At 71.7% G+C, this 24,655-nt stretch carries 22 protein-coding genes; 14 read left to right on the top strand and 8 right to left on the bottom strand.

Annotated elements, in window-relative coordinates; genetic code table 11:
• Positions 1 to 39 precede the first annotated feature (39 nt).
• The 4 genes from E2E34_RS04865 to E2E34_RS04850 all read right to left on the bottom strand — a co-directional run bounded on the left by E2E34_RS04865 (position 40) and on the right by E2E34_RS04850 (position 3,507).
• Positions 40 to 1,005 (bottom strand): amino acid ABC transporter permease, encoded by a 966-nt coding sequence (locus E2E34_RS04865; protein ID WP_138900657.1) that lies wholly within the window; start codon positions 1,003 to 1,005, stop codon positions 40 to 42.
• Positions 1,002 to 1,649, bottom strand: coding sequence for an amino acid ABC transporter permease (locus tag E2E34_RS04860; RefSeq protein ID WP_138900656.1), 648 nt, complete (start codon positions 1,647 to 1,649; stop codon positions 1,002 to 1,004). The genes E2E34_RS04865 and E2E34_RS04860 overlap by 4 nt, the downstream gene beginning before the upstream one ends.
• A gap of 111 nt (positions 1,650 to 1,760) precedes the next feature.
• The gene (locus tag E2E34_RS04855; RefSeq protein WP_138900655.1) at positions 1,761 to 2,675 is read right to left on the bottom strand and encodes a glutamate ABC transporter substrate-binding protein; all 915 of its coding nucleotides are present in this window, start codon (positions 2,673 to 2,675) and stop codon (positions 1,761 to 1,763) included.
• Between the two features lie 46 nt (positions 2,676 to 2,721).
• Positions 2,722 to 3,507 carry an amino acid ABC transporter ATP-binding protein gene (locus tag E2E34_RS04850; protein WP_138900654.1) on the bottom strand — a complete coding sequence of 262 codons (786 nt, stop codon included), beginning with the start codon at positions 3,505 to 3,507 and terminating at the stop codon, positions 2,722 to 2,724.
• 269 nt (positions 3,508 to 3,776) lie between these two features.
• Here E2E34_RS04850 and E2E34_RS04845 point away from each other — a divergent pair, with 269 nt between their 5' ends.
• Entirely contained in the window at positions 3,777 to 4,487 is a 711-nt protein-coding gene (locus E2E34_RS04845) for a response regulator transcription factor (RefSeq protein ID WP_138900653.1), read from the top strand.
• 6 nt (positions 4,488 to 4,493) lie between these two features.
• Entirely contained in the window at positions 4,494 to 5,891 is a 1,398-nt protein-coding gene (locus E2E34_RS04840; RefSeq protein ID WP_138900652.1) for a sensor histidine kinase, read from the top strand.
• On the opposite strand, the gene E2E34_RS04835 is transcribed toward E2E34_RS04840, so the two are convergent.
• Complete coding sequence (locus tag E2E34_RS04835; protein ID WP_138900651.1) at positions 5,881 to 6,876, bottom strand: TAXI family TRAP transporter solute-binding subunit; 996 nt, start codon at positions 6,874 to 6,876, stop codon at positions 5,881 to 5,883. The two genes, E2E34_RS04840 and E2E34_RS04835, sit on opposite strands and share 11 nt — an antisense overlap.
• A 70-nt stretch (positions 6,877 to 6,946) precedes the next feature.
• Here E2E34_RS04835 and miaB point away from each other — a divergent pair, with 70 nt between their 5' ends.
• Positions 6,947 to 8,431, top strand: a complete 1,485-nt coding sequence (gene miaB, locus E2E34_RS04830) for a tRNA (N6-isopentenyl adenosine(37)-C2)-methylthiotransferase MiaB (RefSeq protein WP_138900650.1) — start codon at positions 6,947 to 6,949, stop codon at positions 8,429 to 8,431.
• Between the two features lie 74 nt (positions 8,432 to 8,505).
• On the top strand, positions 8,506 to 9,240 hold the full coding sequence (locus E2E34_RS04825) for a class III extradiol dioxygenase subunit B-like domain-containing protein (RefSeq protein WP_138900649.1): 735 nt from the start codon (positions 8,506 to 8,508) through the stop codon (positions 9,238 to 9,240).
• Positions 9,241 to 9,346: 106 nt separating this feature from the next.
• Here E2E34_RS04825 and E2E34_RS04820 read toward each other — a convergent pair whose 3' ends face one another.
• Both E2E34_RS04820 and E2E34_RS04815 read right to left on the bottom strand, forming a co-directional pair.
• Complete coding sequence (locus E2E34_RS04820; RefSeq protein ID WP_138900648.1) at positions 9,347 to 9,619, bottom strand: antitoxin; 273 nt, start codon at positions 9,617 to 9,619, stop codon at positions 9,347 to 9,349.
• Between the two features lie 25 nt (positions 9,620 to 9,644).
• Positions 9,645 to 9,890 (bottom strand): hypothetical protein, encoded by a 246-nt coding sequence (locus tag E2E34_RS04815; RefSeq protein ID WP_138900647.1) that lies wholly within the window; start codon positions 9,888 to 9,890, stop codon positions 9,645 to 9,647.
• Positions 9,891 to 10,073: 183 nt separating this feature from the next.
• On the opposite strand from E2E34_RS04815, the gene miaA reads away from it, so the two are divergent.
• The 6 genes from miaA to hflX all read left to right on the top strand — a co-directional run bounded on the left by miaA (position 10,074) and on the right by hflX (position 18,141).
• Positions 10,074 to 11,012, top strand: coding sequence for a tRNA (adenosine(37)-N6)-dimethylallyltransferase MiaA (gene miaA, locus E2E34_RS04810; protein ID WP_138900646.1), 939 nt, complete (start codon positions 10,074 to 10,076; stop codon positions 11,010 to 11,012).
• Between the two features lie 106 nt (positions 11,013 to 11,118).
• Entirely contained in the window at positions 11,119 to 11,556 is a 438-nt protein-coding gene (locus E2E34_RS04805; protein WP_138900668.1) for a hypothetical protein, read from the top strand.
• Positions 11,557 to 11,590: 34 nt separating this feature from the next.
• Positions 11,591 to 12,475: a diaminopimelate epimerase gene (gene dapF / locus E2E34_RS04800; RefSeq protein WP_138900645.1), complete on the top strand. Its 885-nt coding sequence runs from the start codon at positions 11,591 to 11,593 to the stop codon at positions 12,473 to 12,475.
• 185 nt (positions 12,476 to 12,660) lie between these two features.
• On the top strand, positions 12,661 to 14,784 hold the full coding sequence (locus E2E34_RS04795) for a RelA/SpoT family protein (protein WP_138900644.1): 2,124 nt from the start codon (positions 12,661 to 12,663) through the stop codon (positions 14,782 to 14,784).
• A gap of 147 nt (positions 14,785 to 14,931) precedes the next feature.
• Positions 14,932 to 16,422 carry a M1 family metallopeptidase gene (locus tag E2E34_RS04790; protein ID WP_138900643.1) on the top strand — a complete coding sequence of 497 codons (1,491 nt, stop codon included), beginning with the start codon at positions 14,932 to 14,934 and terminating at the stop codon, positions 16,420 to 16,422.
• 219 nt (positions 16,423 to 16,641) lie between these two features.
• Positions 16,642 to 18,141, top strand: a complete 1,500-nt coding sequence (gene hflX / locus E2E34_RS04785; protein WP_138900642.1) for a GTPase HflX — start codon at positions 16,642 to 16,644, stop codon at positions 18,139 to 18,141.
• A gap of 169 nt (positions 18,142 to 18,310) precedes the next feature.
• Here the strand turns inward: hflX and E2E34_RS04780 are convergent, their stop codons facing one another.
• Positions 18,311 to 19,543 (bottom strand): trypsin-like serine peptidase, encoded by a 1,233-nt coding sequence (locus E2E34_RS04780; protein WP_138900641.1) that lies wholly within the window; start codon positions 19,541 to 19,543, stop codon positions 18,311 to 18,313.
• A 314-nt stretch (positions 19,544 to 19,857) separates the two neighbouring features.
• Between E2E34_RS04780 and E2E34_RS04775 the strand changes: the two genes are divergently transcribed.
• From E2E34_RS04775 to E2E34_RS04760, 4 genes are all read left to right on the top strand, one after another.
• The gene (locus E2E34_RS04775; RefSeq protein WP_138900640.1) at positions 19,858 to 21,306 is read left to right on the top strand and encodes a diaminobutyrate--2-oxoglutarate transaminase family protein; all 1,449 of its coding nucleotides are present in this window, start codon (positions 19,858 to 19,860) and stop codon (positions 21,304 to 21,306) included.
• A 29-nt stretch (positions 21,307 to 21,335) separates the two neighbouring features.
• Entirely contained in the window at positions 21,336 to 23,246 is a 1,911-nt protein-coding gene (locus tag E2E34_RS04770; RefSeq protein WP_138900639.1) for an IucA/IucC family protein, read from the top strand.
• 40 nt (positions 23,247 to 23,286) lie between these two features.
• On the top strand, positions 23,287 to 24,012 hold the full coding sequence (locus E2E34_RS04765; RefSeq protein ID WP_138900638.1) for a GNAT family N-acetyltransferase: 726 nt from the start codon (positions 23,287 to 23,289) through the stop codon (positions 24,010 to 24,012).
• A gap of 60 nt (positions 24,013 to 24,072) precedes the next feature.
• The coding region (locus tag E2E34_RS04760; RefSeq protein WP_279637873.1) for an IucA/IucC family protein at positions 24,073 to 24,655 on the top strand (583 nt) is incomplete at its 3' end.

Genomic DNA, 24,655 nt, shown 5'->3' with positions numbered 1-24,655 from the left:
ACAGAGGCAGCGGCGCGGTGGCCGCTGCCTCACATTTCGTCAGTTCTGCTTGTCGGCAGGCCCTTCGGTGCCCTCGGCCCCGCCCGGAGCCTGCGGCCCCACCGGTCCGGCGGCGGTCTCCAGCACCCCGGGCGCCTCCAGCGGCTCCCCGGCCGCGGCCGGCGTGATGCCGGTCTTCGCCCGGCGCCCGCGCTTCTCGATCCACGTGGCGACCGAGGACAGCGCCAGACACATGGCGACGTAGATGGCGCCCACGACGATGACGACGGGGACATAGGGATTGTCGTCATTGACGATGATGTTGTTGGCCATCGTCCGGGCCGCGTACAGCAGCTCCGCGTACGTGATGATGTAGCCGAGCGAGGTGTCCTTCAGGGTCACCACGAGCTGGCTGATGATCGTCGGCAGCATCGAGCGGACGGCCTGCGGGATCAGCAGCATCGTCATGACCTGCGACTTGCGCAGACCCAGTGCGTACGCCGCCTCCACCTGGCCCTTGGGCACGGCGTTGACGCCCGCCCGCAGGACCTCGGCCTGGACGCACGCGTTGTAGACGGTCAGCCCGATGACCAGGGCCCAGTACGCGGAACTCTCGCCGATGAAGCCGAGGTTCTCCTTGTACGTGAGGAACAGGACCCACATGGCGTAGATCGTGATCAGCAGCGGTACGGCGCGGAACAGCTCGATGAACCCGGTGGCCACCGCGCTCACGGCACGGTGGTCGGAGAGCCGTGCCACCGCCAGCCCCACGCCCAGGACGAGTGACAGCACGGCCGCCACCACGAAGACCTGCAGGGTGGAGAGGATGCCGTCGCGGATGTTCGCCCGGACGCCGGCGTTGTTGAAGATGTTCCACATCTCGGGCGCGAAGTGGCCCCGGTTCGCCAGCTGGAGGACCGCGTAGCCGATCAGCGCCAGGATCAGCAGGGAGCCGACCACGCTGTAGATGCGGTTGCGTACCAGGGCCTTGGGCCCCGGGGCGTCGTACAGGACGCTCGAACTCATCGTGCGACCTCCAGGCGCCGCTCGAGCAGCCGGAAGAGACCGCTGATGGTGAACGTGATGACCAGGTAGGCGAGTGCCACCCAGAGGAAGATCGGGGCGATGGCGAAGCCCTTGTCGCTCAGGAGCTTCTGCACACCGAAGAGCTCGGTGACGCTGAACGCTCCCGCGATCGCCGAGTTCTTGGTGAGCGCGATGAAGATGCTGCTCAGGGGCGGGACCACGGTGCGCGTGGCCTGGGGCAGGACGATCAGGCGCAGCGTCTGGATGAAGGTCATGCCCAGCGAGCGGGCGGCCTCGGCCTGGCCGAGCGGCACCGTGCTGACGCCGGACCGGACGGCCTCGCAGACGAACGCGGAGGTGTAGAAGCCGAGCGCCAGCAGGGCCTTCGTCCACGGGCTCATGCCGGTGCCGAAGACGGCCGGCACGACGAACCAGGCGACGAGGAACAGCAGCGTCAGCGGAGTGTTGCGGAAGAGCGTGACCCAGGCGGTGCCGAAGGCCCGCAGGGGCGGTACGGGCGAGACACGGAAACCGGCCATCACGACGCCCAGCACCATCGCGAGCAGCGCACTGGCGGCGGTGAGCAGCACGGTTCCTATGAAACCGTCACGGAACTCCGGCAAGTGGTCGAGCAGTACATTCACGGGGAAGTCCTCGTGGGCGGCAGCGGACGGGCAGGGGACACCGCGCCCCGTACGCTCCCCTCAAGCGCGTACGGGGCCCGGAAAGTCACCACCGAAGACAGACGGCGGTTGTCAGTAGCGCTCGAGCGCCGGCGGCTCGGTGAACTCGGAGCCGGACAGGCCGAGCGTCGCGTCGTACGCCTTCTTGTAGTCGCCGTTCTTGATGTGGGCCTCGAGGGCGTCGCTGACCGCGTCGCGCAGCGCCTTGTCGTCCTTGTTCATGCCGATGCCGTACGGCTCCTTGGTGAACGGCTTGCCGAGCACCTTGAGCTTCGTCGGACGCTGGGCCGCGTAGCCCTTGAGGATGGCGTCGTCGGTGGTGACGGCGTCGACCTCGTTGTTGATGAGCTGCTGCACGCACTCGGAGTACTTCGAGAGCTCGACGGTCTCCGCGCCGTACTTCGGCTTCTTGATCTCCTGGAGCGGCGTGGAGCCGACGATCGAGCAGACCTTCTTGCCCTTGAGGGCGTCGGATCCGGTGATCGCCTTCTCGTCCTTGCGGACCAGGAGGTCGGCGCCGGCCATGAAGTACGGACCGGCGAAGCCGACCTGCTTCTTGCGCTCGTCGTTGATCGTGTACGTGCCGACGTACAGGTCGATGTCGCCCTTCGAGATGGTCGTCTCGCGGACACCGGAGTCGACCGTCTTGAAGACGATCTGGTCGGCCGAGAAGCCGAGGTCGGCGGCGACCATCTTGGCGATCTCGATGTCGAAACCGGAACGCTTGCCGTCGGTGTCTTCGAAGCCGAGGTACGGCTGGTCGTTCTTGGCGCCGAAGGTGATCTTGCCGGCCTTCTGGGCCTTCTTCAGGGCCGGCGAGTCGATCTTGACGTCCTTGGCGACCGTGTACGTCGGAAGCTTGGGGGCTTCCTTGCCGCCGGTCGGGTCCTTCGGCTTGTCACCCGCGGTGCCGGACTCGCCGCCACAGGCGGTCGCGGTCAGGGCGAGCACGGCAATGGCAACGGCGGCCGTTTTGCGGAGCTTCATCGTGAACATCCCTTAAGTCGTGGTCGTCGTAGGTCGTCGTTGGTCGTCAGTGGTGAAGGATCTTCGACAGGAAGTCCTTGGCCCGGTCGCTGCGCGGGTTGCTGAAGAACTGGTCGGGCGTGGCCTGCTCGACGATCTTGCCGTCCGCCATGAAGACGACGCGGTTGGCGGCCGAGCGCGCGAAGCCCATCTCGTGGGTGACGACCACCATCGTCATCCCGTCGCGCGCCAGCTGCTGCATGGCCTCCAGCACCTCGTTGATCATCTCCGGGTCGAGCGCCGAAGTGGGCTCGTCGAAGAGCATGATCTTGGGGTCCATGGCCAACGCCCGCGCGATGGCGACACGTTGCTGCTGGCCACCGGAGAGCTGCGCCGGGTACTTGTCGGCCTGCGAGCCGACGCCCACGCGGTCGAGCAGCTCCCGGCCCTTCTTCTCGGCCGCGGCCTTGTCCGTCTTGCGGACCTTGATCTGGCCCAGCGTGACGTTCTCCAGCACCGTCTTGTGTGCGAAGAGGTTGAACGACTGGAAGACCATGCCGACATCGGCACGCAGCCGTGCGAGCTCCTTGCCCTCCTGGGGCAGCGGCTTGCCGTCGATGGCTATCGCGCCGGAGTCGATCGTCTCCAGGCGGTTGATGGTGCGGCACAGCGTGGACTTTCCGGACCCCGAGGGTCCGATGACGACCACGACCTCGCCACGGGCGATGGTCAGATCGATGTCCTGGAGCACATGCAGCGCGCCGAAGTGCTTGTTGACGTTGCTCAGCACGACCAGGTCGTCGGCTGCGGGGGCAGCGTCATCGGCGGCCTTGGTCACTGAAACTCCGCTCATCGGCTTCTTGCTCCGTCCTCCTCGGTTGGGGAGGACCCTAGCCAGCCGTTACGACCAGCGTCATCACATCTGAGCGGAAATTGAGCATAACGATACGGCTTCGAGCGGACACTCCGCGTGAACAGGACTATGGCCGGTATACCGGCTCCATAACGGAACTTGCCCGCAACGGGAAGGCCCTTGACTGGAACGTGACCCATCGGCGTTTATGCCCTGAGGCGTATTGCGCCGGACCTGTTCACTGAGATTTCACCGGAGGGGGAGGTGCCATGAGGCTGCTGCTCGTCGAGGACGACGATCACGTCGCCGCCGCCCTCTCCGCCATCCTCGTCCGCCACGGTTTCCAGGTCGTCCACGCCCGCAGCGGCGAGGAGGCGATCCAGGCGCTCCTGCCGGCCGAGAAGGAGCCCTTCGGCGTCGTCCTGCTCGACCTCGGACTGCCCGACCAGGACGGCTACGAGGTCTGCGGCAAGATCCGCAAGCGCGGCAACACCCCGGTGATCATGGTGACCGCGCGCTCCGACGTGCGTTCGCGCATCCACGGCCTCAACCTCGGCGCCGACGACTACGTCGTGAAGCCGTACGACACCGGCGAACTGCTCGCCCGTATCCACGCCGTCGCCCGGCGCAAGGGCACGGGCGACCCGTCGCCCGCCCCCGGTGACGACACCGCGCTGCGTCTGGGCGGCGTACGCATCGAGCTGCCCACCCGCCGCGTGAGCGTCGGCGGCGTCGAAGTGCAGCTCACCCGCAAGGAGTTCGACCTGCTCGCTCTCCTCGCGCAGCGGCCCGGGGTGGTCTTCCGCCGCGAGCAGATCATCAGCGAGGTCTGGCGTACGAGCTGGGAGGGCACCGGGCGCACCCTGGAGGTGCACGTGGCCTCCCTGCGCTCCAAGCTGCGGATGCCCGCGCTCATCGAGACCGTGCGCGGGGTCGGCTACCGGCTCGTCGCACCGGCCGCGTCGGTACAGGCCCCGTAACCGAACGTGCGCACCCGCCTCCTCCCGCTCCTCCTCGTCCTGCTCGCGGGCATCCTGCTCGCGCTGGGCTTCCCTCTCGCGGTGAGCGTCGCCGCGGCGCAGCAGCAGCGGGTGGTCGTCGACCGGATCGACGACACGGCGCGCTTCGCGGCGCTCGCCCAGTTCGTCACCGAACGCACCGAGAGCGGCCACGACGAACGCCGCAGGACGCTGGAGGCCGAACTCGCCAGCTACTACGCCGTGTACGGGATCAAGGCGGGCGTCTTCTACCGCGACCAGTGGGCGATGGCGAGCGCACCGGAGGGCTGGGCCGTTCCCGAGAGCGGCGAGGGCCTGGAAGCCTTCGAGGAAGCGCTCTACAAGCGCCGCAGTCACGACCCGCCCCAGGTGTGGCCGTGGCAGGAGGGCCGTCTCGTGGTCGCCTCCCCGGTCGTACGGGACGGCGACGTGGTCGCGGTGGTCGTCACCGATTCGCCGACCGGCCCGATGCGCTCACGGATCCTGCGGGGCTGGCTGGTCATCGCGGCGGGGGAGTTCGCGGCGATGCTGGTGGCGGTGGGCGCCGCGTTCCGGCTGACCGGGTGGGTGCTCAGGCCCGTACGCGTCCTGGACGCGGTCACGCACGACATCGCGACGGGTCTGATGAACTCGCGGGTGGCGGCGGCCGGCGGTCCGCCCGAACTCAGGCGGCTCGCGCGCTCGTTCAACGAGATGGCGGACAACGTCGAGGAAGTGCTGGAGCAGCAGCGCGCCTTCGTCGCGGACGCCTCCCACCAACTGCGCAACCCCCTGGCGGCCCTTCTGCTGCGGATCGAGCTCCTCTCGCTCGAACTGCCCGAGGGCAACGAGGAGATCGCCTCCGTGCGGACCGAGGGCAAGCGCCTGGCCCAGGTCCTCGACAGCCTCCTCGGCCTGGCGCTCGCCGAGCAGGCCACCACGCACCTCCAGCTCATCGACATCGGCGACCTGGTCACCGAGCGGGTCGCCGCCTGGCGCCCCTTGGCGGACGACAAGGGCGTGCACCTCACGCGGGAGGGTCCGGCGGCCGTCACCGCCTGGGGCGACCCGGTGGCGTTCTCCAGCGCCCTGGACGCGGTGATCGACAACGCCCTGAAGTTCACGCCGGGCGGAGAGGACGTCACGGTCGAGGTCGTGCCGAACGGCGAGACCTGCACGATCACGGTCGCCGACGGAGGCCCGGGCCTGACCGACGACGAACTCGAACGCGTCGGTGACCGGTTCTGGCGCAGCAACCGTCATCAGAACGTCAGCGGCTCGGGCCTCGGCCTGTCCATCTCGCGCGCGCTGCTCCTGCCGGGCGGCGGCACCATGTCGTACGCCCGCAACGAGCCCCGGGGACTGCGCGTGACCCTCACGGTCCCGCGCACGGGCCCTACGGCTTGACCGACCGGTAGTAGCGCTGCGCGCCCTCGTGCAGCTCCAGCGGATCGGTGTAGATGGCGGTCCGCAGATCCACCAACTGCGCGGCGTGCACCTTCCTGCCGATGCTGTCCCGGCTCCCTATCACCGTACGGGTGAGCCCCTCGGTCAGCCTCGCGTCCACGGTGTCCGTCGTGACGAGCAGGTTGGCCACCGCCACCGTCGGCACGGCCTTCCCGTCCTGCGCCTCCCGGTACGCGTCGGCGGGCATCACGGCGGACCGGTAGTAGCGGGAGGGGCCGGCCTCCGCGTGCAGCTCGTCGACCAGATCGCCCAGGGGTACGAGCCGGATGTCGAAGCGCTTCGACAGGTCCCTGACCGCGGCGGTGGGCAGGCCGCCGGACCAGAAGAAGGCGTCGATCGTGCCCTTCTCCAGGCGCCGGGGCATGGTGTCGATGCCGATGGACACCGGAGTGATGTCCCGCTCGGGATCGAGCCCCGCGGCCTCGAGCAATTGGTTCGACACCAGTCGTACTCCCGAGCCGTCCTGGCCGACCGCCACCCGCTTGTTCCGCAGATCGGCCGCGGAGCGCACCGTGGAACGCTTCGGCACGACGAGCTGCACGTAGTCGTCGTACAGCCGGGCGCAGCCCCGCAGCCGGTACCCCTCGGGCAGGCCGTCGCGGAAGTACTGCGCCACCGCGTCGGCCGTGGCGATCGTGAAATCGGCCTCCCCGTTCACCAGGCGCGCCAGGTTCTGCCGGGAGCCCTCGCTGGACCGCAGCTCCATGGCGACGCCGGGGAGGTCGCGGGCTACCTCCTTGTCCAGGAGCTCGCCGTAGCGCTGGTAGACGCCGGTGGTCACGCCGGTACTGAACGTGACCTTCCCGCGCGGCGAGGACTCCCCGATCGGCAGCAGCCACCACAGCAGCAGTCCGGTCACCAGGAGTGCGGCGAGGGACCCCTGGAGGGCGCGGCGGCGGCTGAAGCGGGGGAGAGCGTGGAGCATGCGCGCGATCCTGCCAGTTCACTCCCCTCGGAGACCAGGGGGTGCCGGGGCCCGTACCCTGGTCTACGAGATGAGCGAGAAGACATACGAGGTGCGCACTTACGGGTGCCAGATGAACGTCCACGACTCCGAGCGGCTCTCGGGCCTCTTGGAGGGCGCGGGATACGTACGCGCGCCGGAGGGCGCCGACGGGGACGCCGACGTCGTCGTCTTCAACACCTGCGCGGTGCGGGAGAACGCCGACAACAAGCTGTACGGCAACCTCGGCAGGCTCGCCCCGATGAAGACGAAGCGGCCGGGCATGCAGATCGCCGTCGGCGGCTGCCTCGCGCAGAAGGACCGCGACACCATCGTCAAGAAGGCCCCCTGGGTCGACGTGGTCTTCGGCACGCACAACATCGGCAAGCTGCCCGTCCTGCTGGAGCGCGCCCGCGTCCAGGAGGAGGCGCAGGTCGAGATCGCGGAGTCGCTGGAGGCGTTCCCCAGCACGCTGCCGACCCGGCGCGAGAGCGCGTACGCCGCCTGGGTGTCCATCTCCGTCGGGTGCAACAACACCTGCACCTTCTGCATCGTCCCGGCGCTGCGCGGCAAGGAGAAGGACCGCAGGACCGGCGACATCCTCGCCGAGATCGAGGCACTGGTCTCCGAGGGGGTCTCCGAGATCACGCTGCTCGGCCAGAACGTCAACGCGTACGGCTCCGACATCGGTGACCGCGAGGCGTTCTCCAAGCTGCTGCGTGCCTGCGGGAAGATCGAGGGCCTGGAGCGCGTGCGCTTCACCTCGCCGCACCCGCGCGACTTCACGGACGACGTGATCGCCGCGATGGCCGAGACGCCGAACGTCATGCCGCAGCTGCACATGCCGCTCCAGTCCGGCTCGGACACCGTCCTCAAGGCGATGCGCCGCTCGTACCGCCAGGAGCGCTTCCTCGGCATCATCGACAAGGTGCGCGCCGCGATGCCGCACGCCGCCATCTCCACCGACATCATCGTGGGCTTCCCCGGAGAGACCGAGGAGGACTTCGAGCAGACCATGCACACGGTCCGCGAGGCGCGCTTCGCGCAGGCCTTCACCTTCCAGTACTCCAAGCGCCCCGGTACGCCGGCCGCCACCATGGAGGACCAGATCCCCAAGGAGGTCGTCCAGGAGCGGTACATGCGCCTGGTCGCCCTCCAGGAGGAGATCTCCTGGGAGGAGAACAAGAAGCAGGTCGGCCGCACCGTGGACGTCATGGTCGCCGAGGGCGAGGGCCGCAAGGACGGCGCCACGCACCGCCTCTCCGGACGCGCCCCCGACAACCGGCTCGTCCACTTCACCAAGCCGGACGAGGACGTGCGCCCCGGCGATGTCGTGACGGTCGAGATCACCTACGCCGCACCGCACCACCTGCTGGCCGAGGGCCCCTCCAAGGCCGTACGCCGCACGCGCGCGGGCGACGCCTGGGAGAAGCGCACGGCGGAGCCGAAGCAGGGCGCCGGGGTGCTCCTGGGCCTGCCGAAGATCGGCGTGCCGGAGCCGCTTCCCGCGGTCACGGGCGGCTGCTCCGTCCAGTAACGGCCACGCGCCACGGGTAGGTGCCCGGCAGCGGCCCCGGAGTCCGATTCCGCCGGGGCACTAGGCTGCCGGGCATGCTTGTCGCCGCCGCAGTGTGCCCCTGTCCGCCGCTCCTGGTCCCCGAGGTCGCCTCGGGGGCCGCACCGGAACTCGCCGCCGCGCGGGACGCGTGCGCGGACGCGGTGGGCGTACTCGCGGCCTCCCGGCCCGACCTGCTCGTCGTGGTCGGTTCCGCGGAACAGGACGGCACGGCGACGTACGCCCAGGGCGCCAGGGGGAGCTTCGAGGGCTTCGGGGTGGATTTCGCGACGTTCCTCGGAACGGCCGAAACGCCGCGACCGGGCGTCCCGGGAAGCGCCGCCGGCCACGAGCTTCCCCCGTCGCTCGCGGTGGGGGCCTGGCTGCTCTCCCGCGCGCGGTGGTCGGACGCCCGGGTGGAGGGTCTGCGCGTCGGGGAGCGGCTGGCCGGTGAGGAGTGCGCGCGGGAGGGCCGGACGCTCGCCGCACGGGCGGAGCGCGTCGCCCTCCTCGTGCTCGGCGACGGCAGCGCCTGCCGGACGCTCAAGGCGCCCGGCTACCTGGACGAAAGGGCCGAGGGGTTCGACGCCGCGACGGCGCGGGCCCTGGGCACGGCCGACACGGCCGCTCTGGCGGCCCTGGACGGCAATCTGGCGTACGAACTGAAGGCAGCGGGGCGAGCGCCCTGGCAGGTCCTCGCGGGCGCCGCCGAGGGCGCCGGCCTCCAGGGGCAACTGCTGTACGAGGACGACCCCTACGGCGTCGGTTACTTCGTCGCGGTCTGGTCCTGAGGGGGCCGTGCCCGCCCGTCGCGCGGGCACGCCGCACGCACGGGGACGGCCGTGGAGCAAGGAGCGCTCCACGGCCGTCCACCGTTGCCGCTGATCGGAAGGCCGGTCAGACCGCCGGAGGGGGAGGCGGCGGCATGGTGCCGGTGCCTCCGGTTCCGCCGGGCCCGTCGTCCTTGTGCGCGATGCGGTCCAGGGCATGCTTGGCCTTGCCCGTGCCCGACTCGATCCGACTGCTGTACTTGCCCTTGGTCTTGGTGTCGACCGCCTTGGCGGCCTTGTCCAGACCATGCTCGATCTTGCCCTCGTGCTGCTGAGCGAGGTCCGAGACCTTGTCCTTCGCAGGAGCAAGCTTGGCCTTCAACGAATCCAGGAAGCCCATGGAACACCTTCGCTTCGTCGGGGGACTACTGGCGGGCGCTCTCTCCGGCCCCGTTGTCCGCCGCTTCGTCCGCGGACTGCTGCTTGGGAATCTCCACGTTCTCCGCGGCACCGGCGTCGGAAGCCTCGGCGGCCTTCTCGGTCCCGCCTTCCGGCTCCTGCGCGGCGGTCTCCTCCGGAGTGTCGGCCGTACCGGTGGCGGCCTTCGCCTCCTCGGTTGACGCCTCAGCGGCTCCCTTGGACTTGCGGCTAAACCGTGCAAAAACGCCCATATCTGCTCCATACCTTACTCGTGTGGGCGAAATCCCGCGCCCGGCCGGAGCGTCTCATCGCACCGCCCGGGGGCACCGGTCCGTGAACCGGCGGCCGGAACCTCGCAACAGGCAACGAACCCGGCCGCGTGCCGTCACGTAACTCGTTCGGGGAGGGGGCGTGGGGTTTGCGAGACTGTGCGAGTGAGAACTGCAGCTCCCGCACCGCGGGTCATCGCCGTTGTCGGCCCCACGGCAGCCGGAAAGTCCGATCTGGGCGTCACCCTCGCCCGGCATTTCGACGGGGAAGTCGTCAACGCCGACTCCATGCAGCTCTACCGGGGGATGGACATCGGCACCGCCAAGCTGACGCCCGAGGAGCGCGGCGGCGTCCCGCACCACCTCCTCGACATCTGGGACGTGACCGAGGCGGCGAGCGTCGCGGAGTACCAGCGGCTCGCCCGCGCGGAGATCGACCGGCTGCTCGCCGTGGGCCGTACGCCCGTCCTCGTCGGCGGCTCGGGGCTGTACGTGCGCGGCGCCATCGACGCGCTGGAATTCCCCGGCACGGACCCGGCCGTACGGGCCCGCCTGGAGGAGGAACTGGAACTGCGCGGCCCCGGAGCCCTGCACGCCCGGCTCGCCGCCGCCGACCCCGGCGCGGGGCGCGCGATCCTGCCGAGCAACGGCCGGCGCATCGTCCGCGCCCTCGAAGTGATCGAAATCACCGGGAAGCCGTTCACGGCCAATCTGCCCGGCCCCGACTCCGTCTACGACACCGTTCAGATCGGGGTCGACGTGGCCCGCCCCGAGCTCGACGAGCGCATCGCCGTACGGGTCGACCGGATGTGGGAAGCGGGCCTCGTGGACGAGGTGCGCGCCCTGGAGGCGCGGGGGCTCAGGGAGGGGCGCACGGCGGCCCGAGCCCTGGGGTACCAGCAGGTGCTGGCCGCGCTGGCGGGGGAGTGCACCGAGGAGGAGGCGCGCGCCGAGACCGTGCGCGCCACCAAACGCTTCGCGCGCCGCCAGGACTCCTGGTTCCGCCGGGACCCCCGGGTGCACTGGCTCAGCGGCGCCGCCGACGACCGGGCGGAACTCCCGCGTCGTGCTCTGGCGTTGGTCGAACGAGCGGTCACAGCCTGATCACGTGATGGCATCGGGACGCTCCGCCCGTCATTCCGGTGCCCGGGCCCGTGCCATCATCAAGCTTCGATCGACCAGTGAGTCCAAGTTGGGAGGGCGCGTGGCGATGGAAGCCGGCCCTCGTGACACGACGCAGGACGAACCGGACCGGTTGAGCCCCGACGGGCCCGACGAGCAGGACGGGGCGCCCGGAAGTGCCACGGGCCCCGAGGTCGAGGTCGAGCTGCGCCCGCAGCGACGCCTGCGGATCTGGCAGCTCGCGCCGATCGTGGGACTCGCCGCCATGGGTTCCCTGATGTTCGCCTTCCCCCTGGCCTTCGAGTTCGGCGACGGCGGAGCGGTCGTCGCCATGCTGGGACTGCTGATCAGCTGCTGCGCCGCCGGCTGGGGCATGATGGCCGCCCGCCGCGTGGGACACACCTGGCCCGGCCTGCCGTCCCGGGAGTCGGGCAAACGCCCGGACTGGCGGATGATCGCGCTGTACGTCGTCGTGGGCGCCGGCCTCGTCGCCCTGGCCGTCTGGCGCGTGGCCCGCCTCCGCTGACCGGCTGTCGTACCCGGCCCGTACGATGGACGCCGTGAGCACGCAGATCGCCTTCCTCAAGGGCCACGGGACCGAGAACGACTTCGTGATCGTCCCCGACCCGGACAACGCCGTCGACCTGCCCGCCTCCCTCGTCGCGGCACTCTGCGACCGCAGGGCCGGGATCGGCGGCGACGGCGTGCTGCACGTCGTGCGGTCCGCCGCGCACCCCGACGCCCGGTCGATGGCCGAGGCGGCCGAGTGGTTCATGGACTACCGCAACGCGGACGGCTCGGTCGCGGAGATGTGCGGCAACGGCGTGCGCGTCTTCGCCCGCTACCTCCAGCGCGCCGGCCTGGTCGGCGAGGGCGACCTGGCCGTCGCCACCCGCGGCGGCGTCAAGCAGGTGCACATCGCCAAGGCCGGAGCCGACGGCGAGGCCGGTGACATCACCGTCTCCATGGGCCGGGCAGTCCTGCCCGAGGGCGAGGTCACGGTCTCCGTGGGCGACCGCTCGTGGCCCGCCCGCAACGTGAACATGGGCAACCCGCACGCCGTCGCCTTCGTCGACGACCTGGGCCACGCCGGGAATCTGCACACCGCCCCGCCCTTCAGCCCCGCCGCCGCGTACCCCGACGGTGTCAACGTCGAGTTCGTCGTCGACCGCGGCCCGCGCCACGTCGCCATGCGCGTGCACGAGCGCGGCTCGGGCGAGACCCGCTCCTGCGGCACGGGAGCCTGCGCCGTGGCCGTCGCCGCGGCCCGCAGGGACGGCGCCGACCCCGCCGTCACCGGTGAGCCCGTGGCGTACGCCGTGGACCTCCCCGGCGGCCGCCTGGTGATCACCGAGCGGCCCGACGGGGCCGTCGAGATGACCGGGCCCGCGGTGATCCTCGCCGAGGGAGTCTTCGACGCCGGCCGGCTCGCCGGGCACCCGTAGGCACCAGCCCCACGGCCCTACGACCAGCAGGAAACGGGCACCACCCGCAGCTTCGCTCGAATGGGTGATCCGGTTCACGCTGAGCGAGAGCGGGACTGCGGGGCGTGGTGGGCTCGGTAGCATCAAGCACCGGCCGGGACGCGGGTCCACCCGTCCACCGCCGGTCGACGCTGCCGGAGGTGCCCATGAGTGCAGAGGCCGCCAATCCAGGCGCCACCAGTCGCAGGCGTGGCCGCACCAGGCTCGATCTCCGCAGGATCGGCCGGGTCGCCCTGCTCGGTCCCACGTCGCGCGACCGGCTGCCCGACGCGATCGGCCACGTCGCGGACGCCCACCGCGCCCACCACCCCGACGCGGACCTAAGCATCCTGCACCGGGCGTACGTCCTGGCCGAGTCGTCGCACCGCGGGCAGATGCGCAAGAGCGGCGAGCCGTACATCACCCATCCGCTGGCCGTGACACTGATCCTCGCCGAACTCGGTGCCGAGACCACCACGTTGACGGCGGCGCTCCTGCACGACACCGTCGAGGACACCGACGTGACGCTCGATCAGGTCCGGTCGGAGTTCGGCGAAGAGGTCTGTTTCCTCGTCGACGGCGTGACCAAGCTGGAGAAGGTCGACTACGGCGCGGCCGCCGAGCCCGAGACGTTCCGCAAGATGCTCGTCGCCACCGGCAACGACGTCCGGGTCATGTCGATCAAGCTCGCCGACCGGCTGCACAACATGCGCACCCTCACCGTGATGCGCCCCGAGAAGCAGGCCCGGATCGCCCGCGTCACCCGCGACGTGCTGATCCCGCTCGCCGAACGGCTCGGCGTACAGGCCCTCAAGAGCGAGCTGGAGGACCTGGTCTTCGCGATCCTCCACCCCGAGGAGTACGAGCGCACCCGCGCGCTCATCGCGGCGGACGCCGGCACGGGCGACCCCCTGAACGTCATCGCCGAAGAGGTCAGGAAGGTGCTGCGGGAAGCCGGCCTGTCCGCCGAAGTCCTAGTCCGGCCACGCCACTTCGTCTCCGTCCACCGGGTCAGGCTGAAACGTGGCGAACTGCGCGGCACGGACTTCGGACGGCTCCTAGTCCTCGTCGGGGAGGACGCCGACTGCTACGGCGTGCTCGGCGAACTGCACACCTGCTTCACGCCGGTCGTCTCCGAGTTCAAGGACTTCATCGCGGCGCCCAAGTTCAACCTCTACCAGTCACTGCACACGGCCGTCGTCAGCCCGGACGGCGAGGTGGCCGAAATCCTCATCCGCACGCACCAGATGCACAAGGTGGCGGAGGCGGGCGTCGTCGCCCTGGGCAACCCGTACGCACCGACCGACGACGCCGAGACGGCCGACGACGGGGTGCGCGCCGACCCCACCCGGCCCGGCTGGCTCTCGCGGCTGCTGGAGTGGCAGCAGTCCACGCCGGACCCCGACACCTTCTGGACGTCCCTGCGCGCGGACCTCGCCGAGGACCGGGAGATCACCGTCTTCCGCTCCGACGGCGGCACGCTGGGCCTGCCGGCCGGCGCCAGCTGCGTGGACGCCGCGTACGCGCAGTACGGCGAGGCGGCGCACCGGTGCATCGGCGCACGGGTCAACGGCCGCCTGGCGACGCTCAGTACGGTGCTGAGCGACGGTGACACGGTCCAGCCCCTCCTCGCCCACGACATCGGCTCCGGCCCCCTGCCCGAGTGGCTCGACCACGCCCGTACGCCCGCCGCGCGCATCGCGATCACCGGCTGGCTCTCCGCCCACCCGCAGACCGAGGTGCCCGCCCCGGCGGGAGCCACCGGCCGGCCGCCGGAGCCGCGGCCGCACGGGGGAGCGGGCGGCCGGGCCTCCGGCGTGGGCACGCTGGTGCGCCGCATCGCCGGCAACGCCGTCGTGGACCTGCCGGACGCGACCGTACGGCTCGCCGGCTGCTGCACGCCCGTACCGCCGGACGCCGTCACGGGCTTCGCGGTGCGCGGCGGCGCGGTCACCGTGCACCGCGAGGAGTGCCCGGCGGTGGGACGGATGCGGTCGCGCGGGAGGGAGCCGGTCGGCGTGCGCTGGCTGGACACCGGCGGCTGCAAGGTCACGCTGGTCGCCGAGTCGTTCGGCCGCCCGCGGCTCCTCGCGGACCTCACGGAGGCCATCGCCACCGCGGGCGCGGCGGTCGTCTCGGCCACCGTCGAACCGCCGAGCGAGCAGCGCGTACGGCACACGTACACGCTCCGGCTCCCCGACGCCGCGCAGCTGCCCGCGCTGATGCGCGCGATGCGCGAAGTGCCCGGCGTGTACGACGTGAGCCGCGCCCAGCGTCCCGCCACGGCCTGACGCGGCCGGCGCCGCCGGGCGGGCGACGACCCGCCCGGACACCGGCCGGCCCGGCCGGGCCTCCGCCTGATCGAACGCGCCGCTCTTTCGAGTGGGAACCACGCGTGCCGTCACGGCGGCCCCTTACGGCGCTGATAGCGGTAGGCCATGCTGATCACCTCCAGGCGCCTGCGTGCCGCCCTGCTGGCCGCCGCAGCGGCCACCCTCGTCGCCGCGACCGTGCCCGCCCCCGCCCCACCGGTGGCGCTCGGCATCGGCGATCCGCTGTTCCCGCACCTGGGGAACCCCGGATACGACGTGCGCGCGTACGACATCTCCTTCACGTACTCCGGAAGCAACAGCAAGCCCCTGGACGCCGTCACGAAGATCGACGCGGTGGCCACGGAGCGGCTCGACCGCGTCAACCTGGACTTCTCGCGCGGCGCCGTCGCGTCGGTCGAGGTGAACGGCGAGCGAGCGGCGTTCGAGACGGCGGGGGAGGACCTGATCGTCACCCCCGGCGCGCCGGTCCACGAGGGGTGGCCGCTGCGCATCACCGTCCGGCACACCAGCGACCCCCAGCCCAAGGAGGGCCCGGACGGGGGCTGGGTGCGCACGCGCGACGGACTGGCCATGGCGAACCAGGCCGACGCGGCGCACCGGGTGTTCCCGTGCAACGACCACCCCGCCGACAAGGCGCTCTTCACGTTCCGCGTCACCGCTCCCCGAGGCGTCACGGCAGTCGCCAACGGACTGCCCGTGGGAGAGGCCGGGAAGGCCGCGGGCGGCGCCACCTGGACGTACCGGACCCGCCACCCCATGGCGACCGAGCTCGCCCAGGTGTCGCTCGGCCGGTCGACCGTCGTGCGCAGGAACGGGCCGAACGGCCTTCCCGTACGCGACGTCGTGCCCACCGCCGACCGGACGCGGCTCGAACCGTGGCTGAAGAAGACACCGGCGCAGCTGGAGTGGATGGAGCGGCAGATCGGCCGCTACCCGCTGGAGGCGTACGGGCTGCTCGTCGCCGACGCCGAGACCGGCTTCGAGCTGGAGACCCAGACGCTGTCGCTCTTCGAGCGGTCCCTGTTCACCCGTTCCGACCTGCCCGCCTGGTACGTCGAGTCGATCATGGTGCACGAGCTGGCGCACCAGTGGTTCGGCAACAGCGTCTCGCCGCGCACCTGGTCCGACCTGTGGCTCAACGAAGGGCACGCCACCTGGTACGAGGCCCGGTACGCCGAGGACCACGCCAAGCGTCCGCTGGAGGCGAGGATGCGCCAGGCGTACGCGCAGTCGGACGCCATGCGGGCCCAGGGCGGGCCGCCCGCCGCTCCCCGCGGTCCCGCGCCGGGCAAGAAGATCAGCATCTTCAGGCCGGTCGTCTACGACGGCAGCGCCCTGGTGCTGTACGCGCTGCGCCAGGAGATCGGCAAGGAGGCCTTCGGTCAGCTGGAGCGCCGCTGGGTCCGTGACCACCGCGACGCCAGCGCGACGACAGCCGACTTCACGAACCTGGCGTCGGAGGTCGCGGGCCGGGACCTGACCGCCTTCTTCAAGGAGTGGCTGTACGGGAAGAAGACGCCGCCGATGCCCGGGCACCCGGACTGGCGCACCGAGGCGGCCAAGACGTCGGCCCAAGCCGGTACGGCGCGGCGGTAGGGCCGGGGCGGCGGCCTGCGCGGCGGCGGCAGGGCGGCGGCAGGTGCGAGGGGTGCGGGAAGCGGGCATAAACCGGAGTGACGGCCCGGTGCGCGGCGTGCCACTATCAACGGGCCCGCGGCGCTGCCGGGCCGGGGATCTCCGCACTCCGCGGGAATCTTCCGGCCACGTCACGCGTTGTGACCGGCGTAACCTGATTTCTTTCGACGTAAGGATCCAATGACCTCCTCTTCTTCCGCTTCCCAGGACGCACAGAGCTTCACGGAGAACGTGACCGAGAGCCTTCGGGCCGATGCCCTGATGGAAGAGGACGTCGCCTGGAGCTACGAAGTCGACGGAGAGCGGGACGGCGACCAGTTCGAGCGCTCCGACCGCGCCGCGCTGCGACGTGTGGCCGGCCTCTCCACCGAGCTCGAAGACGTAACCGAAGTCGAGTACCGGCAGCTGCGCCTGGAGCGCGTGGTGCTGGTCGGTGTGTGGACCTCGGGCACCGTGCTCGACGCCGAGAACTCGCTGGCGGAGCTGGCGGCCCTCGCGGAGACCGCGGGAGCCCTGGTGCTCGACGGCGTCGTCCAGCGCCGCGACAAGCCCGACCCGGCCACGTACATCGGCTCGGGCAAGGCGATCGAGCTGCGTGACATCGTGATCGAGACCGGGGCCGACACCGTCGTCTGCGACGGTGAGCTCAGCCCCGGCCAGCTCATCCACCTCGAGGACGTAGTCAAGGTCAAGGTGGTCGACCGCACCGCCCTGATCCTCGACATCTTCGCCCAGCACGCCAAGTCCCGGGAGGGCAAGGCGCAGGTCGCGCTCGCGCAGATGCAGTACATGCTGCCCCGGCTGCGCGGCTGGGGTCAGTCGCTGTCCCGGCAGATGGGCGGTGCCGGAGCCGGCGGTGGCGGCGGTATGGCCACCCGTGGTCCCGGTGAGACCAAGATCGAGACCGACCGGCGACGGATCCGCGAGAAGATGGCGAAGATGCGCCGGGAGATCGCGGAGATGAAGACCGGCCGCGACATCAAGCGCCAGGAGCGCAAGCGCAACAAGGTGCCCTCGGTCGCGATCGCCGGCTACACCAACGCCGGAAAGTCCTCGCTGCTCAACCGCCTCACGGGCGCGGGCGTGCTGGTGGAGAACGCGCTGTTCGCCACCCTCGACCCGACCGTGCGCCGGGCGGAGACGCCGACCGGGCGGGTCTACACCCTCGCCGACACGGTCGGGTTCGTGCGGCACCTGCCGCACCACCTGGTCGAGGCGTTCCGCTCCACCATGGAGGAGGTCGGCGACTCCGACCTGATCCTGCACGTGGTGGACGGCGCGCACCCGGCGCCGGAGGAGCAGCTCGCGGCCGTACGCGAAGTGATCCGCGACGTCGGCGCGGTGGACGTGCCCGAGATCGTGGTGATCAACAAGGCGGACGCCGCGGACCCGGTCGTACTCCAGCGGCTGCTGCGCATCGAGCGTCACGCGATCGCCGTGTCGGCCCGTACGGGCGCGGGCATGGCGGAGCTGCTGGCGCTGATCGACGCCGAGCTGCCCCGGCCCGCGGTCGAGATCGAGGCGCTCGTGCCGTACACGCACGGCGGGCTGATCTCGCGCGCGCACGCCGACGGCGAGGTGCTCTCCGAGGAGCACACCGGTGACGGCACGCTGATCAAGGTGCGGGTGCACGAGGAGCTGGCGGCGGACCTGGCGCCGTACGTGCCGGCCGCTCACTGATCAGCGGCCCGCTCCGGAGCGGTCCGTACCGGAACAGCGCAGACCCGAAGGCCGCCCCCTCACCACGAGGGGGCGGCCTTCGGGCCGTCGGTCCGGTGGTGAACGGCGGCACGGGGAAGGCCCCCGGCGCGTACGCCGAGGGCCCTGACCGCGGTCGCCCGCCGCCTCGCTACTTGTCGGCGAACTTCCCGCTCACCGTGTCGAAGATGTCCTTGGCCTCCTTGCCCAGGCGCGGACCGGCCAGCCAGCCGGCCGTCACCGGGCCGATCGAGGTGTTGGAGACCAGCGCCGGCTGTCCGTCCCGGCCCGTGGCAGCCCAGCCGCCGCCGGAGGAACCACCGGTCATGGTGCAGCCGATGCGGTACATCGTCGGCTCGCCGGCCCGGATCGACAGGCGCCCCGGCTTGTCCGCGCACTGGAACTGCTTCTGGCCGTCGAACGGCGGAGCGGCCGGGTAACCCGTCGCCGTCATGCTCGCGATGCTGGGCGCGGCGGGCGCGTCGAACTCCACCGCAAGGGCCGAACCGACCGTCTCCTCCAGGGACTTGCGGTTGCCCTTCTCCGGGGTGACGTGCAGCACCGCGAAGTCGTACGGAGCGCCTTCGCCGCCGGTCGGGCCGCCCTGGGCGATCCACTGCGAGGACGTCTGCGCCCAGTCGCCCCACCACACACCGTGCGGAGCGATCTCCTTCTCGTTCTTGGGCGCGCCGTCGAGCTCCGCCGCCGACCTGCCGGTGTCGTTGTACGACGGGACGAAGGCGATGTTGCGGTACCAGCCGCCCTTCTTACCGGCGTGCACGCAGTGGCCGGCCGTCCACACCATGTTGGACTTGCCGGGGTGCGCCGGGTCCTTGACGACGGTCGCGGAGCAGACCATCGCCCCCTCGGGACCGTCGAAGAAGAGCTTGCCCGCCTCGGGGGTGCTGCCGGTGTACGGCGACTTCACGGGCTGTGCCTGGACCGGCGCGGGCGTCGGGTCGGTGACCCCCTCGTCACCGGAGATGTCGTTGTCCACCGGCCGGTCGGGCTCCTCGGCTTCCCGCATGCGGTCCGCGTCCCAGAGGTCCTCGATGATCGGGTTGATGTAGTCCTCGGCCTCGCGGAGCCAGTCGTCCCGGCTCCAGTCCTTCCACGCGCCGCCCTTCCACTGGTCCAGGTCGACGCCGTGTTCCTTCAGACGGTCCTTCAGATCGTCGGGGATGACGATCTTGCCGTCGGTCCCACCGGTGACCTGGCCCGCGGGAGCGCTCGGCTCGCCGCCCGCGTTGTCCTCGCTCGGACCGCAGGCGGTGGCGGTCAGGGCGAGGGCAGCGGCGAGGCCGACAGCCGCGAGGACGGGGGAGGTTCGGCGACGCGCGCTCCTCCCGCCACGTGCTGCGCTGGTCGGGCGAATGGGTCGCATGTCGTGATCCCCCTGGGACTTCGAAATCTTCTTCAGCGAACTGATGTGAACTCTGCGAACTGCGCACGTGTCGCGCACCCCGGCGGCGGGGCGCCGGGCCGGAGCGCGGTCCCCACTATGCCGGTGCCGATGGGGACGGCGCGCGGCAGGGGCACGGTTCCCCAGACGTAAGGATCTTCTTATTGCCCGTGATCCTCCGGCGCCACTGTCGTTGGTACGTACGGGGGACGCAGGGTCGACGTCCGGCCCGGACGGGCACGGACATACAGACCAGTGCGCGCGACGCAGGCTTCACCGCGGGAGGACCAACAGACGTGGCCGTGACCGAACCAGCCGCTGCGGTGCTGACCGCTGCTCACGAGGGGATCCTGCGGCGCCAGTCGCTGCGCGAGTCCTCCGCCCGCACGTACGCGCGGTCGCTTCCCATCGTGCCCGTACGCGCGCGGGGGCTGACGATCGAGGGGGCGGACGGGCGGCGCTATCTCGACTGCCTCTCGGGCGCCGGGACGCTGGCGCTCGGTCACAACCACCCGGTGGTGCTGGAAGCGGTCAAGAAGGTTCTCGACTCGGGTGCGCCGCTCCACGTGCTGGACCTCGCGACGCCCGTCAAGGACGCGTTCACCACCGAGCTGTTCGAGACGCTGCCCCGCGAGCTCGCCGACCACGCCCGGGTGCAGTTCTGCGGCCCGGCGGGCACGGACGCGGTCGAGGCCGCGCTCAAGCTCGTCCGCACCGCCACCGGCCGCAGTGGGCTGCTGGCCTTCACCGGGGCGTACCACGGCATGACGGCAGGGGCCCTCGACGCCTCCGGCGGCGCGCAGGACGTACGGGTGACGCGCCTGCCCTACCCGTACGACTACCGGTGCCCCTTCGGCGCGGGCGGCGAACGCGGCGCCGAACTCTCCGCCCGCTGGACGGAGAACCTCCTCGACGACCCCAAGAGCGGCGTGACGACCCCGGCCGGGATGATCCTCGAACCGGTGCAGGGCGAGGGAGGCGTGATCCCCGCTCCGGACGACTGGATGCGCCGGATGCGCCGGATCACGGCGGACCGCTCCATTCCGCTGATCGCCGACGAGGTGCAGACCGGAGTCGGCAGGACCGGCACCTTCTGGGCGGTCGAGCACAGCGGCATCGTGCCCGACGTGATGGTCATGTCCAAGGCGATCGGCGGCAGCCTCCCGCTGGCCGTGGTGGTCTACCGGGACGACCTCGACGCCTGGGAGCCGGGCGCGCACGCCGGTACGTTCCGGGGCAACCAGCTCGCCATGGCGGCAGGCGCCGCCACCCTGGCCTACGTGCGCGAGAACCGGCTCGCGGAGCGGGCCGCCGTGCTCGGCGCTCGCATGACGGGCCGGCTGCAAGGGCTCGCCGCCGACCACCCCTGCATCGGGGACGTACGCGGCCGGGGCCTGATGATCGGCGTCGAACTCGTCGACCCCGAGGCGGACCCCGACGGCACGGGCCGCCGGACGGGCCGGGAGGACGAAACGGGCCGCCGGACGGGCCGGGAGGACGAAGACCGCACGTCCACCGGAGTCCCCCCGGCGGCGCCCGCACTGGCCGCCGCCGTCCAGCAGGAGTGCCTGGAGCGCGGGCTGATCGTCGAGCTCGGCGGGCGCCACTCGAGCGTCGTCCGTCTGCTGCCTCCTCTCACTCTCACCGATGAACAGGCCACGGCGGTCCTCGACCGCCTGGCCGACGCCCTGTCGGCCGCCGAACGCTCCGCGTACCGCCGGCACCAGACCGGGCTTTCGAACTGACTCCGGACCTCGTCCCAAGGAAGACCCCCGTGAACCCCACCCCCGCATCCGACGCGTCCGAGGCCGACGACCGTCCCGGCGCCCACGACCGAGGACAGGACGCCGCGCACCGCCCCCTCGCGCTCGACGAGGCCAAGGTGCCCCGGCAGAAGGGCAGCCCCCACGAGGAGCAGCGCACGGCCGGGCGCCCGCAGCCGGCGGGTCCGGACGCGGCCGCCGCGCAGGACCTGCTCGACCACCCCGACCCGCACACGGCCGCGGAGGCGGCGGCCGTGGAGAACCTCCTGAGGTGCTGGATCCGGGAGAAGGACTTCCCCGAGCCCTCGGGGCCGATCCTCCGCATCCCGCTCGACGCCAGCGGAACGGCCCTGCTGGTCCCCGTCCGCTACTGGTCGGCCGGCGGATGGCACCGCTTCGGCATGCCGTCCCTGGAGGGCGGCCCGAAGGGGGCGCCGCCCGCCGACGCCGTCACGGTCGCGGCCCTCCTCTGCCGTGAGGCGGGCCGGCGCGAAGGCGCGGACCTGGTCGGCCGGGTCGCCGACTCCGTCCGGCGCACCACCCGGTTCATCGCCGAGCGCCGCGCGCACCCCGGTCCCGCCGAAGAGGCGGACCTGTTCCTCAGCGCCGAACAGTCGCTGCTCCTCGGGCATCCGCTGCACCCCACCCCCAAGAGCCGCGAAGGACTCTCCGACGCCGAAGCGCTGCTGTACTCGCCGGAGCTGCACGGCTCCTTCCCGCTCCACTGGATGGCCGTCGACCGGTCCGTACTGGCCGAGGACTCCGCCTGGACCGAGCGCGGCCGCGCCGTACCCGCCGAGCAGCTCGCCGTCCGGCTCGCCGAGGGTCTGCGCCTGCCCGACCGCACGGTCCCGCTGCCGCTCCACCCGTGGCAGGCCCGCGAGCTCCGGCACCGGCCCGCCGTCGCGGCGCTCCTGGAGCGAGGACTCCTCCACGACCTCGGCCCGCACGGCGCCCCCTGGCACCCCACCTCCTCCGTCCGGACCGTGCACCGCCCCGGCGCCCCCGTCATGCTCAAGCTCTCGCTCGGCGTACGCATCACCAACTCCCGCCGCGAGAACCTCCGCAAGGAGCTCCACCGCGGCGTCGAGGTCCACCGCCTCCTGCGCGCCGGGCTGGCCGAGGAATGGCAGTCCGCCCACCCCGGCTTCGACATCGTCCGGGACCCGGCCTGGCTCGCCGTCGACACCGAGGACGGCGAACCGGTGCCCGGACTCGACGCCCTGCTGCGCCACAACCCGTTCGGCCCCTCCGACGACGCCGTCTGCATCGCCGGACTCACCGCCCCGCGCCCCTGGCCGGGCCGCACCGGCATGCACTCCCGCCTCGCGGACGTCGTCGCCCGCCTCGCCGCCCGGACCGGCCGGCCCACCGGAGCCGTCGCCGCCGAGTGGTTCCTGCGCTACCTCGACCACGTCGTACGCCCGGTGCTCTGGCTGGACGGCACGGCGGGGGTCGCACTGGAGGCGCACCAGCAGAACACCCTGGTGCTGCTCGACCCCGACGGCTGGCCCGTCGGCGGCCGCTACCGCGACAACCAGGGCTACTACTTCCGCGAAAGCCACCGGGACCGGCTCGAACGCCGCCTCCCCGGCATCGGCACCACCAGCGACACCTTCGTCCCCGACGCCGTCACCGACGAACGCTTCGCGTACTACCTCGGCATCAACAACGTCCTCGGCCTCATCGGAGCGTTCGGCGCCGAACGGCTCGCCGACGAACGCGTGCTGATCGCCGCCTTGCGCCAGTTCCTGAGCAAGAGCACCGCACTCGGCTCCCCGCTGCCCGCCCAGCTCCTGGAGACTCCCACCCTCCGCTGCAAGGCCAACCTGCTGACCCGTCTGCACGGTCTCGACGAGCTCGAAGGCCCCGTGGACACCCAGTCCGTGTACGTCACCATCGCCAACCCCCTTCGCACCTGAAGGAACATGCCCCGACCGAACTGCTGAGAGGAGCGTCGCCGTGCCTCCCACCGATGCGAGCACCGACGCAGGAACCGACTCCGCTCCCCGCGCCGGATCCAGCACCGAGGACACCCTCGACCTGCGGCTGACCGACGAGCTCATCGCGCTGTTCGGTGACGACACGCCGGTGGCCGCCCCCGGGCCCGCCGCCGGCGGCCTCCTCGACGCCCCCGCCGGCTGGGGCCCCGTCCCCACCGAAGCCGGCCCGTTCCAGCTCGTGCCCGTACGCATCGAACGGGACCTGCCGCTCATCAGCCGGTGGATGAACGATCCGGCCGTCGCCGCGTTCTGGGATCTGGCGGGACCGGAGGACGTCACCGCCGCCCATCTGCGCCCCCAGCTCGACGGTGACGGCCGCAGCGCACCCTGTCTCGGCGTACTGTCCGGCGTGCCCATGAGCTACTGGGAGATCTACCGCGCCGACCTCGACCCGCTGGCCCGCCACTATCCGGCCCGCCCGCACGACACCGGCATCCACCTCCTCGTCGGCGGCGTCGCCGACCGCGGCCGCGGCCTCGGCACGACCCTCCTGCGGGCCGTCGCCGACCTCGCACTCGACAACCGCCCCGCCTGCGCACGCGTCGTCGCCGAACCCGACATCCGCAACGCCCCCTCCGTCTCCGCCTTCCTCGGAGCCGGCTTCCGCTTCTCCGCGGAACTCGACCTCCCCGACAAGCGGGCCGCGCTCATGGTCCGCGACCGCGCCCTGCGAAACCTGCTGTGAACCACCCGCTCCTTCTCATACACCGCTCGCCCCGACTGGGGTCCACCCCGAGGAGTCCCCGTGCCGAAGCCCGCCGACGCCCATGACTTCGAGGACTCGCTCCCGCTGCTCGCCCCGCCCGAGCTGGAACCGGGCACCTGGGACCTGGCAGCCCGCCGCCTGCTCGCCAAGATGCTCGGCGAGTTCGCGTACGAGGAGATCATCGAGCCGGTCCCGCAGCCCCCCGGCGACCTGCACGCCCTCGTGCTCGACGACGGAGCGACGCTCGCGTTCCGGGCGGTGCGCGGCGCGTACGGCAGCTGGCGCGTGCACCCCGACACGATCGAGATCCGCGAGCACGGAGCCGGGGGCGGGGCCGCCGCGGACGCCGGGAGCCTGCCGTTCGGGGACCCGCTCCGCTTCCTGGTCCGCGCCCGCCGCCTGCTCGCACTCGACGGCGCCACCCTCGGCCACCTCATCCGCGAGCTGAGCGCCACCCTGGCCGCCGACGCCCGCCTCGGTCACACCGCCGTCTCCGCCGCGCGCCTCGCCGACCTCGGCTACGCGGAGCTCGAAGGGCACCAGACCGGACACCCGTGGCTCGTCCTGAACAAGGGCCGCCTCGGCTTCTCCGCCACCGACACCGCCCGCTGGGCCCCCGAGG

The sequence above is a fragment of the Streptomyces albidochromogenes genome (assembly GCF_005981925.1).
Taxonomy (GTDB): domain Bacteria; phylum Actinomycetota; class Actinomycetes; order Streptomycetales; family Streptomycetaceae; genus Streptomyces; species Streptomyces albidochromogenes.
Note: the sequence above shows the minus strand (reverse complement) of the source record. Positions and strands in the feature narration are given on the sequence as shown.